Genomic DNA, 12,787 nt, shown 5'->3' with positions numbered 1-12,787 from the left:
AGGGCGGCGCAGTGGAAGTGCTGACCGGTCAAGTCCCCGACCGGGTGCTGGTCCGGTTTCTGGCGTGCATGGACTCGACGGTGAATTGCAGCATCGTCTATTCGCCGTTTCAGGGGCTGTTCCCCGGGATTGTCAGGCGCACATGCGGTATCGACCGGCCGGAAATGGTCCACATTGTGGCGCGCCTACGAAGCGAGGTCGTGGGGTACCATACATTCGTCAAGACCGGAAATGGGCTCCGCATGATCCACGGCGCGTTCGATCGCACGCTACGCTCGACGTGCCACGCGTATGAAAGCGTCATCGTGCGCACCGCCGCTTACGCGTTGGAACGCGGCCTTGCCTACGTCCATTTCGGGCCCGTCATGAATGAAACCAAGCGCCGGATGATGAACGACACAAGGCCGTGCGCGCTGTATTTTTATTCTCGATACAGCCTGGTAAGGCTGCTGTTTCCACCTATCTTTAGGCGAACCAAGATGCAGTCCCCTGCCCTGCTCGCATTCAGCGGGACATGTGGACCGAACAAGCCATTTGTTAGCGCGCAGGAACGGCAAGGTTCATTAAGGTAGCAGGAACAACCGTCCCGCGCCCGCATCCAGCGATACCTGGACTCCCGGCATATCGGGGCTGTCATCGTGAATGGGCACTTCCGCGCCGTTTTCCTGGCTGACTTCAACGACCTTCTCCGCGGGTGCATCAAACTCGACCGTTGGCCACGCGGAAAGCGCATACCGGTAGTTGACCAGCAGCACCGCTCGCCGTCCATCCACGTGCTTGAAGACTCCCACGAGGTAATCGTTGGGCGGATCGACGGACGCCGGTATCAGATCGCGCAATGGACTACCCGCAAGCGCAGTCTTCGCATCGCCACCCGGCGCGACTCGAACGACAGCGGTGCTCGTGAGGTTCATGAGCGTCGGGCCCATGTTCTTCACAGCCGCGTTGACTCGCTTCGCCTCGTCGTAATGGCGGGTGCGCTTGCCGTCGCGTCCAATGATCGCGCCGCCCTTTGGAAACTCATCCCCGGCCGGCGTCCAATAGCAGAAGTAAAGCACCCCCTTCGCGCCATACGCGAGCGAAGTGAACACTTGCCAACGAACCTGCGCTTCCGTGGGGTCTGTGTGAGGGCCGTAAGGCATGATGTTGAAGAAATTCCAAAATGGGATGTCAGCTTTCTGCGAGTACTCGCGCATTACCGCCAAGGTTTCGCAATAGCCATCCCGGCCATCCGAATCGGGCTTGAATATCGGATAGTGGTCCATGCTGAGAACATCCGGCCGCACTTCGTCGATAAAGCGCCGCACATGTTCTTCGTACGTGTCCGTACCAAGCTGCTTCTTGCTGGCATAGTTGGGAAACAGGTTTATATAAGCGAGCGCACCGGGGCGCGCCGCGCGAATGGCATCGACGCGTTCACGCAACGCGGGGAAATCGGATACGTTGGGTTCGTCGCGAACCAGATAGCCCCAGACGGGCGGCCCCTGTTTCGATTCGGCCGGATCGTTGCCCGGCCACGCCAGCAACTTCAGATCGTACTTCTGGCACAACTCAATTTGTTTTGCGACGACGTCCGGCGACGTCGAGCCGAATCCACCCAGGACAAGTGTAAAGTTCGCCTCCGCGATTTCGGCGTAGCGCGCGTCGGTCACTTCCGGCGGGTCCACCCAGAAGCCGATCGCAAAACGATCCTGCTTGAAACGAACCGGATCCTGAGCCAACGCGGTGCTCGTCAGCGAGAACACGACTCCCGCGATGCATACAAGCGCCGTTCTTGCGTTCATTGCGTCACCGCCTCGGCGACCTTCGCCGGAGCAACCTTGCCAAGCACTTCGAGGGCGGCCGCCCTCACTTTCTCCTCGGCGTCTACGGCCAGGTAACTCGTTCGTGCACGCCACGTTTCATAGCCGCCCAATGCGTGTTGCTCGCGTGTGGGCAGATAACCGTTGTATCCGTTGGCCAATTCGACCGTGAACATCGGCCGTATGGGACTCAGTTCTTTCAACGCAAGCCCGGTTTCGGTAAAGACCTCACAAGGTATCGACGCTACACCGGCGTCGCCAATACGAAACGCCTGCACGATGAACTTGATCGTATCGGGATATTCGGCGAGCAAGGTGGATTCACGGGCGTAAATGTCTTGAATGTCGCTCAATTCTCCCACCTTCGATACGGCCAAGCGCGCCTTGGCTTTCTCCAGCTCTTCGGGCGTGGGTTTGCGAATACCCGCTTCGATCTCCGTCTGCGCGGCCGCGAGCGTGATGTCTGACTTGAAGTCCAGCCCTTGATAAACGCGATAGACCTCGGACGCCACCTTATCGGCGACCAGCCGCATCTTCTCGTACGGCTCCCGGCTCGGTTTCTCGTTTCGCCAATCGATGTTGTTGATGTTGCCGCTTGTACCGTTCGACATGATTCCCACAAACGGCGGATCCTGCCGGTCGGCCGCAAGCAACGCTTGAATGCGGTCAGCGAAGTAGCCGAAATAGTCCGCGGAGACATGTCCTCCACCGGTACCGCCGACGTAGTGAAGCGAGTAATTCGCCCACAACGCGAGTGGACGCCCGTCGCGATGCCGCACGGCAATAAACGACACCTCCGGATCGGTGGGTCCGGCTGGCTTTATCAAATTGGGATTGCCCACGCCGGGGTTCATCTTGACGGTATCCGTCGTGTTGCCAAATGGATCGGGACCGATAGACCCGGGCTGCATGTACCACCGGCGGCAATATACTTCTTCGGGCACGCGGCCCACGCCAAAGGCCAATTCCGCGGGCGCGAGGTTATTCACCGCACACCGTATGCCGTCGGCAATTCGCACGGTCAAGAACTCTCGGTAGGCGGGGTCGGGATCGGATTGAAATGCCGGTGTTGCGCCCGCGGCGGAATGGGTGTGCACCGCAGCGATCAGCATGTTCTCAACAGGAATCCCGGTGGCATCGCTGGCGAGCTTCTTCGCGTTGTCGCAAACGTCGCGCGGAATAAGGCACAAGTCGGCGGTAACGAGCGCAAGACGCGATGCGCCGTCGTCGAGCACGAGGCAGCGCGCGTGCAAGGCATCGTGTATGTGTTTCCCCTTCTGGTCCGACATGTTTCCGATAAGGGAAAGTCCTAGCGGGGGCGTGGTGTCGATCGCCGCGGCGCCGGCGCGCAGTTCGGCGCCTGCCGAATTCCCCAACACGGCCAATAGGCTGACAGCAACACACATCGTTGCCGTGCGAATTCCGGAACTCTGCATGGCGCACACTCCTTTGATTCGGCAGCCGTAGCAGGCAGCAACATGCCGCCAGCCTACTTGTTCACGTTTACCTCGGTCTGTACCGGGCGCGGCGTCACCGCGCTCTTGTCCACGTCAAAAAACCGCATCTCCCCGTTAATGGCGGCGGGAGTAACCGTAATCTTGGTGGGACCTCGCCAACCATCCCAGGGGACCGATTTTTCTTTGTCGTTATTCTCGCGATGCCAATGCCCAAAGATAAGGTAGTCCAGGGGATCATCGACGAACAACGCAAGTTGGGCTCGCATGCCCATGTCCATCTCGTAACGGTGCGTGAATCCGATGGACCATCGCGCCGATTTGATGGCGCGGCGCTGCAATTGGATCTCGGTGGCCTGACCGGACAAATCGTCTGCCACGAGAAAATCCTTCGTGTCAAAAGACAAATAGCCGTCGTCTCCAAACCGGAAGGAATACACATCCGGGCCGAAGAAGCGCTCGTAGTTGAGTTCCTTGCGATCATGGTTGCCCGCACACACGAACGTTGGCTTCGTGCAGGTGTCCAGGACGCTGAGAAAACTCACGTATTGCTCAATCTCACCACTTTCCGTCAGGTCGCCGGTGATTAACGCAAATGCCGCGTCCGTTCCATTCACGGCCGCGAAAACATCCCGCACAATATCTTCCGACGGCCGCTTGTGCCGCGTGGTTCCGATGTGCGTGTCCGTGACGTGCGCCACGACGTATTTCGATGGAAAACTCTCGATGACGTACACGCTCCGCAGATTCGTATCGGCCGTGTCCGCTGTCTTCGCCTCCAGGGCATACGTGCCCGGCGCCACCGTTGCGGGCACAGTGCAAAGGCCCTTGGCTTTTCCGCCCGGCAATCCACTCCACTCCACCTGAAGCTCAGTGGTCCCCTCAGGCGCCTGTAACCCAATCGTCGACTCGTGAAGCGCGGTCACGATGAAGGTGTCTCCAGGCCTCACGATTGCGGGCATGCCGTTGTTAGGGGTCTGCAGGAGTCCAAGCGTTCCATCGGGTTGGCGCGCACTCGCGGCGATTGCGGGTAAAAGAGCCGCCACGATGCATATGGACCTTCGTACGTTGATCATTTCGAATCTTCGCTTTCTTTCGAGTCCACTTCGGTGGACGGCTCGGGCGGCACCATGCGCACGTCCAGCGGCTTTGTGAAGTCCACATGGAGATCGCGCTGCGGGTAGGCAATGTCAATGCCCGCATCGCGGAACAGTTTGTCGATCATATGACGGATATCGCTGCACACAACGCGTGAGTCGGTCGACGTATTCATCGGAAGCCAGAAGAAGACTTCGAATACGAGCGAGTTGTCTCCAAAATCCTGGAACACGACGACAGGCTCGGGGTTCTTGAGGATCTTACCGTGATCTTCAACTGCCTTGAGAATGAGTTTCGAGACGTCGCGCGTCGGCGATCCATACGCCACACCGACCCGCACGGAATAGCGGCGCTTCTGGTCAGACAAGGTCCAGTTTATGACATTCTGCTCCAACAGCTTGCTGTTGGGCACAAGAATATCCACACCCGAAAAGACGGCGAGCCTGGAACACCGCGCTCCGATTTCTTCTACACGCCCCGCTTTGCCGTCTACTTCGATAATGTCGCCGATACGGATCGGACGCTCCACCATCAGAATCAGACCGCTGATGAAGTTATTGATCAGGTTCTGAGCGCCGAAACCTACGCCGATAGCCAACGCACCGCCAAAGAGCGTAAACACGGTCAGCGGTATGTTCACCGTGTACATCGCGAACAGGACCACAAACGCCAGCATGAAGTAGTGGACCAGCCGGTTGATGGTGGCCACCACATTGGCATCCATGTCGGCGCGCGCGGACATCAGCCGGCGCAACTGGCGCGTGACAAAGCGCGTGCAGGCAAACCCCACAACAAGAATGATTAGCGCAAGCGCTATCTTCTTTACCGTGAGTGGACTGCCCTCCAGGTTGATTAGGGGATAGTCCCAGACCGTCTCGATCTTGCGCTGCACTTCCTGGAACCGTTCTCCGAACGACAAATGGGTCTGCTCGGTTGCAATCTCTTCCTGAAGATACTTGGCAAGCAAGGCGGCATCGGCCAAGTCCGCCATGAGCGGAGGGTAGTTCTCGACTTGGGATTGCAGGGCCTTCAGTTTTTGTTGCGCCTGCGATACATCTCCGTCCGCGGGCTGCCATTCCGCGATGCGCCGCGAAAGACTCTGAATCGTTCCCCACACACCCCTGGCATCCGCCGTCAACTTATCGCGGCTCGTCACGAACGACTCGAAATACCCCGTGACGTGTTCACGCTCTTCGGGCAGCTTCATCGATTTGCGGTTCGTGTGAAGGGTGTAGCGCTTCGTCCACAGTTCCTCAACCGCATACAACAATTCAAGGCGTTGCGCCAGCACTTTGACCGTTGCCGTTGCGGCGTCTGCTTCTATCTTGCGCAGGTCCACGGCTGCTTGCGCCTGCGCCTTGCCGTCTTCGGGCGCGGCATCGAATGCGGCGCGCGCGGAATCCAGCCGCTGCCATGCCGAGTCTTTCTTCGAATGCGCCTTTCGAAGCGCTTCCTGCGTGTCTTCGCGCTTCTTCTTAATCTCTTCAATTCTCTGTTCGAGATCGGCTGCGCGATACCGTAACTTCGCCTTCGCATCTTCGTGTTTCCGTTTCAAGAAGTCCAACATCTTCTTGAGGAATGCGATTTGGTGTTCGGTGCAGGATGCCTCCATGGCAGCATAGGGAGTCGCCGCTTGCGCCAGCTCTCGCTTCGCGAGCATCGTGTCCAGTTGCCATTCCAGCCGTGGTGTCGCCGCGGTATCGGCGTTGTTTGCCGCGTCTTCACGCGCCTTGGCCAAGAGGGTGTCCGTCCGCACTTCATCCTCTTTGGCCCGGTTCACACGATCTTTGGCGTGGGACAACTCCAACTCTGCCGACTCGACCTCGAGTTCTTTGTCTTCGACCGCCTTCCGATACGTATCCACGAACCATGGCGTGTAGGGCGGAGGTTGAGAAAGACCCTTGTACGAGGCAATCTCCTTCTGCAGATCCGTCTCGCTGCGAACCGTTTCCTCCATCTCGTCAAGGAGGCTGATGTGATCTTCCAGCAGACTGCGAAGCTGCCGCAGCGTCATGGGCAGCTCTTGCATGTCGCCCACGGTCATGCCAAACATCTGCGCCCGTTCGGGCGAGATCAGGTTTTCCGCAATCGTGATCCGGCTGTCGAGGTCTTCAATCTTGGTCTTGAGACTCTCTCGCGTGACTTCTGGCTGTGGTGCTGCCGCAGCGGGTTTTGACTCCGCGGCGGATTCGGGAGCGGATTGCGGCGCCTCCGCGCTCCAAGCACCCGGCGCGTACAGGGCGCATGCGAGAACCCAAATTCCTGCGAACGTCGCTGCGCGTATTGTTCTCAAATTCACCATCGTGCGCCGCCTAGTACCACTTCTGCGGCGTTGACGCCGGCGTGTAGTGATTGATGTACGTCAGCGCGTCTTCGGCGTTCCCTGCAACGTGATACAACTGTCGCGTCTCGGGCTTGGCAAAACGCTGCTCGTAGAGCTGTTCAAACATCGAAAGAAGCGGCTGATAAAAGCCGGCCGTGTTTATCATGACGATGGGTTTCGCATGAAAATGCAATTGCTTCAGCGTAAGCACCTCTATCATCTCTTCGAGAGTGCCGTATCCACCCGGCAGCGCGACAAAGGCACACGCCCTCGACTCCATCGCGGCTTTTCGTTCGCGCAAGTCCGCCGTGATGATCAATTCGTCCGCGCCGGTGTAGGCCAGTTCCATTTCGCGCAACGCTTCGGGGATCACGCCGATGACTTTGCCGCCATGTTCGTGCACGGCGCGCGCAAGGACGCCCATTAACCCAATCTTTCCCCCGCCATAGACCAACGCGCGGCCACTCTGCGCCAATGCAGCGCCAAACGACCGGGCCGCCTCGAAATACACTTCAGGCACCGCGTCGCTGGACGAGCAGTAAACACAGACACTTCCGTTCATACATCGCCCCATCATGGGTTGCCGGCTCAAAAGAGTGGACGCAAGCATACCACGACTCGGCAGGTGGCTGTAGTTTGGGGCGTCCTTGGCGTCTTGAGCTTACTTGGAGGCTTTCGCGGGGAGCGTCTTCTTTTGTTTCTTGCCGCGCGACAATTGCGTTGTTGCATCGGGCGAGGCCGCCTTAGGCGCCCACTGCTCCCGCAGCCAGATGCCGAAGCCCAGCAGTATCACGAGGCATTCCACGGCGTAGAAAGCCGTCAGCGCCTGCAGAATGCCGCTCGTAAAGCCGTAGCTGTGCAATCCGACGCCCAGGAGATTGACACCCCACCACGAGAAGCCGACGACTATTGCGCCGAAGACCGCCGAGATGTTGATACCCAGATCGCGGATATAGCCGCCCATGCGCGCGTGCAGAATGGCAAGCTGGCAAAGCACTATCAGTAGCGCGCCGTTCTCCTTCGGATCCCAGCCCCAGAATCGGCCCCAACTTTCGTTGGCCCAGATGCCGCCAAGCACGGTGCCAATGGTCGCGAAAATCAATCCAAAGCAGAGGACGCCATACACCATTCGGGTAACGCCCTTGTAGAAGTCTTTGTTTTCCTTCTTAATACCGAAGAACCTGCCGATGATGTAGATGTGCGCAATCGCCGCTGCGAGCAGGCCCGCCGAATACCCCATCGTCACCGTGGTCACGTGCGTCGCCAGCCAGAAGTTCGTATCCAGCACGGCGACAAGGCTGGGCATGGTGTCGACGCCTTCCTTGGCCTCATACCGGAAAGCGAGGAACATCCCAATCATGCCTAGAATAGCGCCAACCGAAAGCGCAATCTTCTGTCGATTGATGTATTCGATGAAGATGGTCACGACAACCGCAACAGCCGTGATGAAGAGAATGGTCTCGTAGAGCGTGCTCACGGGGGGACGTCCGCGGATGATGCAGCGGAACACAATGCCCGTAATCAACAGGGCCGTCGGCGGGAATAGCACCAGGGGGTACAACTTCGACATCAGCCGGTTGTAGGGCACCAGCCAAGTCACCGCGATGATTGCAAACGCGATAATAAACAGTATGAGACTGTTGTAGAAGAAGTCGGCTCGATAGAACGTGACTTCTATGGGGATCTTCGCGTATTCGCCACGCGTTGTCGCGATCGCCGTCACCGCATCGTGAAACGAGGCAAGCTGGGCCTTGAGTTTCTCCGGCTCCGCGCGATCCCGCACCAACTGCTCGAATGACGAAACCAGCTTCAATTCCTCGACGCCGTGCGTGCCATCGCCGCCAAATACCACTTCAGCGACTTCGCCCGCCGCATACCAGTGCGTCTGATCTTCCGCATCCTTGGCTGGCGGGAACAAGGCCAGTTCGCTTGCATTGCGAGCCATTGCATCGAGTTGATTCAACATGGCCTGCAACTCGTCGAGATTCTTCTTGCGGGTAGCCTCGTCGATCGAGTCAACGCCGGGAAACAGCGCCTTCATTTCGGCGGCCTTCTCGGGCGTCATGCCGGACAACACGGAGTCCATGCCGCGATCCATTGCCATGGCCAACACGCGCAACGTCGTCGCCTTCTCCAGCACCGCGGAGAAGGTCGGCTCGGGGAGGACGGCACGCAGCGGAGATCCCTCCGAGATCGAGAGTTCATGCCGCGCAAAGTCCGCGTAATGGCTCACCGATTCATACTCGAAGATGTTGGACGCCAGATTCACGATCTGCGTCTGAATCCCGGTCCGGTCTTTTGCGTCGATCCCCGAATAACTCTGCGCCAATTCGAACAGCTTCGCTCTTCCAGGCAGAAGCTCTTCGTACGAATAGCGGTCGCGCTTCTTCTTACCTTCGTGCGACACGCCAATCGCTTCGAGCACTTCCGAGCTCTGGACGAGGAACACTTTGTATTGATTGGCCGTCTCGGGATAGAGAAGCGTGTCCAGGAACCATGCCATGGGCGTCAGCTTCTCACCTTCGAGATTCCGGCATTCACGCCGCCCATTGAGCTTGAGCAGTTTGAATCCCGCGTACGTGCTCAGCGGCTTCACGCGACCGCCGTCTTGAATGGGCAGTGTCGAAAACTTCTCGAGGGTTTCTTTGTCCCACTTAATAGGCTTAACGGGATCGGCGTGCGCGTGGCCGGAATGGTCGTGGCCTTCGTGATCGTGCGCAGCCTCTTGTGCCAGCGCCATCGGCATGAAAGCCAGCGCCGCAATTCCAATCAGCGTGAAGAATCGTTTCGCGTTCATGTCGCCCTCGACGGTTCAAGGCGCTTCTGCTCCCGGCGGAGATAGCGCCCAAGCTTCATGGTGAAATGGATCATGAGACCAACCGAAATCACGATGCAGGAGTAAAGCGGGATTCGGTCTGCCGGGTCGCGCACAACGGCCAACGTCGACATCACCGGCGTGCCGCGCCTCGGATCGGCTTCGATAAACGATGCCTGGAAGAACGTGTACCCCTTGTGCCGCAACGGCTCGTTCATCGTGATAGTGACGGGCTGCTCGACTCCGCCTTCGATCTTCGTCACTTCGCTCGAAAACATCTTCGCCATTTCCATGCGCGGGTGTTTTTCTTGAATGAACTTGTTCAGCGCAATGGTGAACGGGAACGTGTAGCGGCGGTTGCGCAGGTCGATGGTCCACGTCTTGCCTCCCGCGTCAATGGGAAGCGGCGTCTGCGAGCGCCCGTACAGGATCGCTTCTTTGATGGACCCGCTTGCTTTATCGCGTATCTGCACGTACACGCCTGCCGTGTTGCGCTCGGCCTCTTTGTCTTTGGGCATTTCATTTAGGAAGAACCCATCGACGGCATGCACACTATCGGCGATCATCGGCCCCACCATGGACGGTTCACAATTGGGGATGAACCGGGTGACCGTGAGATCAAAGGGAACATCGTCGCGCACGAAGGAGACCGGATTGCCTTCCCTGGCCGACACGAATTGATCGTCGGGCACAAGATACTCGGTCGTGCTTTGCCCTTTCTCGTCGACGGGCGACAGCGCGATCTCCCACAGGTAGTAGCTCTGGAATTCGCTGGAGCGCTCGTTCTCCGCCAGGGTCAAATGCCCGTCGATGGAAAATTCATTCTTGATAAGCCCGCCAAAGATCAGCAGCAACATGCCCGCATGAATGATGAGGTTTCCAAGGGTGTACTTGTTCTTGCGCATGCGAATGATGCCGCCAAGAACCAGATTGATCGAAAACAGAATGAGAAGCAGATAGACGCCGGGCAGCAGAATCGGAATCACGCCAAACAGCTTGTGCACCACAAACATGGATTCGAAGTACCGCTTCTGCACTTCGAAGAGCCCCTGATCGACCTGTTCGATGGTCCCGAGAAACGTGAGCACCATCAACAGAATGAAGATGATGCACGCGAACCCGTATGAGGCCAGAAAGTCAATCGTCAAACTCAACGCGCGTTTAATCATGCCCTTCCACTACCTCTGCTTGAACGACTGGCAAAACGCCAGGAAATTCTGCTTCTGTGCGCGCGCCGCGCTCGCGGGACCGACCATCTTCACAAAGAGGCTGCCCTCGGGAACGCGCGCAATGACGCCAAACAACACCGCGCCCTGAATCTGCTTTCCGCTCATGGAATCGCTGAAATCGCCCTCCAATTCCAGGAGCGACGCCTCTTGTCCCAACATCGTGATTTTCGGCAGCGCCGCAATTTCTTCCGCGGTCATCGGGGTGTGATTGATCTGTTTGGCCCAGCGATTCACGTTGGCCTCGACACCTCCCGCGTTGTCCGGGAACACGCTCGCGTAACACTCGACTTCGCCGTCCAAGCCGCCCGTGTAGGTCACGATACGCATCGGCTTATCGGCGGATTTGCGCCATCCTCCGGGCGACGACCACGTGAACGACTCGTTCCCTTCCGCTCCGGAGGCGGTTTCGCTGGACGCGGCTTGCGCGGGCGCGGATGCCGTGTCTTCCCCTTCAACTCGCATCTGAAGGGAAGCGCAGAACGCATCGAAACCGGCCTTCTCGGCCTCGACCACGCTTTTCGGGCCTACCATCTTAATGAAGACGGCGTTGCCACCCACGGGGAGCACCATGCCCAGCAATTTGTAGTCGGGCTGAGGGTCGCTGCCCATGCCCACGTAAGACCCTTCAAATTCCACGTACGTGGCCGACTCGCCCAACAGTGGCTTCTTGACCAACGCCGCCAGTTCTTCAGCCGTGAAGTCCGGCAAGGACATCTGCTTCCGCCAACGGTTCACGTTGGCATCGACTCCGCCTCCCAGGACCGAGACGTAGCACTCCGTCTTGGCGTCTCCGGCTGGGCGCAGGTTGATCATTCGTATCTGATCCGGCGATTGCTCGGTCCAGCCTTGCGGCACGGTGTAGGTGAATGGCGCTTGCCGCGGTGTGCTGCTTGCGGGCCGGCTAAATCCGAATCGTTGTGCGCTCGTCAAGGTAGCGGGTGGCGCGGTCCGCGGCGTTTCAAGCTGACGCACTTCGGTGATGGGCTTAACACCGCCGCCACGGTCGCAGGCCAAGGGGATTGCAGTCAGAACCAAAGACAGAGAAAGGACGCCCGCTCGCACAAAGATTTGGGTCATAAGTACTTCCATTGCAGGGACAGCACACGCCAAGAACCGTAAGAGATTATAATTCTACCGCGTCCGTCGCGTGTGGGTCAAAACCTGAAGCCCCGCTCCGACTCGGCACAAAAGTCATCTCGATTACGGAACACCTATAGCGAGTCAACTGATTCCTTGAAGGTGCCGTCCGTCACTTCCACCAACAGAAACGTATTCGCCCTTATAGCGCCCGGCCACTGCGCCGGGCGTCTTAAGATATTGCATATTAACACGTTAGCTCCGCCCGGCACAGAGACCGGGCGCTAAAAAGACTTGCGAGGGAGATGGCAATCTCTACTTCTTCAGCGCGCCGTACCACTTCTTGTAGTGAGATTGGTAGTCGCCGCTGTCTTTCAATTTACGCCACCACCACTCGTTCTCTTGGTACCAGCGCACCGTGTGGGCAACGCCGTCGTCCCAGGGCATCAACGGCTTCCAGCCAAGCGCCTTAAGTTTAGTCGAATCAATGGAATAGCGCCGGTCATGGCCCGGGCGATCCTTCACCGGCTGGATCAAGTCCTCTCCCTTGCCCACCAACTCCAGGATTCGGTGGGTCAGGAGGATATTCTCCCGCTCGTTGCCCCCGGCAATGTTGTAGATGTTCCCCGGCTCTCCGCGGCGCAGGGCATGGTCGATTCCACGGCAGTGGTCTTCCACGTAAAGCCAGTCGCGGACGTTCTTTCCGTCGCCGTAGAGCGGCAACGGAACATTATCGATGGCATTGGTGATAAATAGCGGCAGTACCTTCTCCGGATATTGGTAGGGTCCGTACGTGTTGGACCCGCGCGTCACGATGACCGGTACGTCGAACGTGTGAAAATACGACAACCCCAGCAACTCCCCGCCCGCCTTGCTGGCCGAATATGGGTTGCGCGGCTGCGTCGGGTCCGTCTCCTTGAATGACCCGGAAGCGATGCTCCCGTATACCTCGTCGGTCGACACGAGCAACACGCGGGCGGTCTTGAGCT

Annotated in this window: 10 protein-coding genes; 1 reads left to right on the top strand and 9 read right to left on the bottom strand. The window is 58.3% G+C overall.

The genetic code is table 11. From position 1 onward, the window contains the following. Positions 1–572: GNAT family N-acetyltransferase (locus K1Y02_20510; protein MBX7258756.1), on the top strand; the 572-nt coding region annotated here is incomplete at its 5' end. Here the strand turns inward: K1Y02_20510 and K1Y02_20505 are convergent. The 9 genes from K1Y02_20505 to K1Y02_20465 all read right to left on the bottom strand — a co-directional run. Further along, a complete protein-coding gene (locus K1Y02_20505; protein MBX7258755.1) occupies positions 564–1,784 on the bottom strand; it encodes a hypothetical protein in 1,221 nt (406 codons plus the stop codon). The two genes, K1Y02_20510 and K1Y02_20505, sit on opposite strands and share 9 nt — an antisense overlap. Further along, positions 1,781–3,208, bottom strand: coding sequence for a hypothetical protein (locus tag K1Y02_20500; GenBank protein ID MBX7258754.1), 1,428 nt, complete (start codon positions 3,206–3,208; stop codon positions 1,781–1,783). The genes K1Y02_20505 and K1Y02_20500 overlap by 4 nt, the downstream gene beginning before the upstream one ends. Positions 3,209–3,291: 83 nt before the next feature. After that, positions 3,292–4,332, bottom strand: coding sequence for a metallophosphoesterase (locus K1Y02_20495; GenBank protein ID MBX7258753.1), 1,041 nt, complete (start codon positions 4,330–4,332; stop codon positions 3,292–3,294). Beyond that, positions 4,329–6,656 carry a mechanosensitive ion channel gene (locus K1Y02_20490; GenBank protein ID MBX7258752.1) on the bottom strand — a complete coding sequence of 776 codons (2,328 nt, stop codon included), beginning with the start codon at positions 6,654–6,656 and terminating at the stop codon, positions 4,329–4,331. Before K1Y02_20490 ends, K1Y02_20495 begins: the two co-directional genes overlap by 4 nt. A gap of 10 nt (positions 6,657–6,666) precedes the next feature. Then, positions 6,667–7,239 (bottom strand): TIGR00730 family Rossman fold protein, encoded by a 573-nt coding sequence (locus tag K1Y02_20485; GenBank protein MBX7258751.1) that lies wholly within the window; start codon positions 7,237–7,239, stop codon positions 6,667–6,669. A gap of 99 nt (positions 7,240–7,338) precedes the next feature. Next, on the bottom strand, positions 7,339–9,474 hold the full coding sequence (gene ccsA, locus K1Y02_20480) for a cytochrome c biogenesis protein CcsA (protein ID MBX7258750.1): 2,136 nt from the start codon (positions 9,472–9,474) through the stop codon (positions 7,339–7,341). Then, positions 9,471–10,661, bottom strand: coding sequence for a cytochrome c biogenesis protein ResB (locus K1Y02_20475; protein ID MBX7258749.1), 1,191 nt, complete (start codon positions 10,659–10,661; stop codon positions 9,471–9,473). The genes ccsA and K1Y02_20475 overlap by 4 nt, the downstream gene beginning before the upstream one ends. 9 nt (positions 10,662–10,670) lie before the next feature. Then, positions 10,671–11,798, bottom strand: a complete 1,128-nt coding sequence (locus tag K1Y02_20470; GenBank protein ID MBX7258748.1) for a hypothetical protein — start codon at positions 11,796–11,798, stop codon at positions 10,671–10,673. Positions 11,799–12,113: 315 nt separating this feature from the next. Further along, on the bottom strand, positions 12,114–12,787 hold a 674-nt coding region (locus K1Y02_20465), incomplete at its 5' end, for a GDP-mannose 4,6-dehydratase (GenBank protein ID MBX7258747.1).

The sequence above is a fragment of the Candidatus Hydrogenedentota bacterium genome (genome assembly GCA_019695095.1).
Lineage (GTDB): Bacteria > Hydrogenedentota > Hydrogenedentia > Hydrogenedentales > SLHB01 > JAIBAQ01.
The sequence above is the reverse complement of the archived record's forward strand: the minus strand, read 5'-3'. Positions and strand labels throughout refer to the sequence as shown.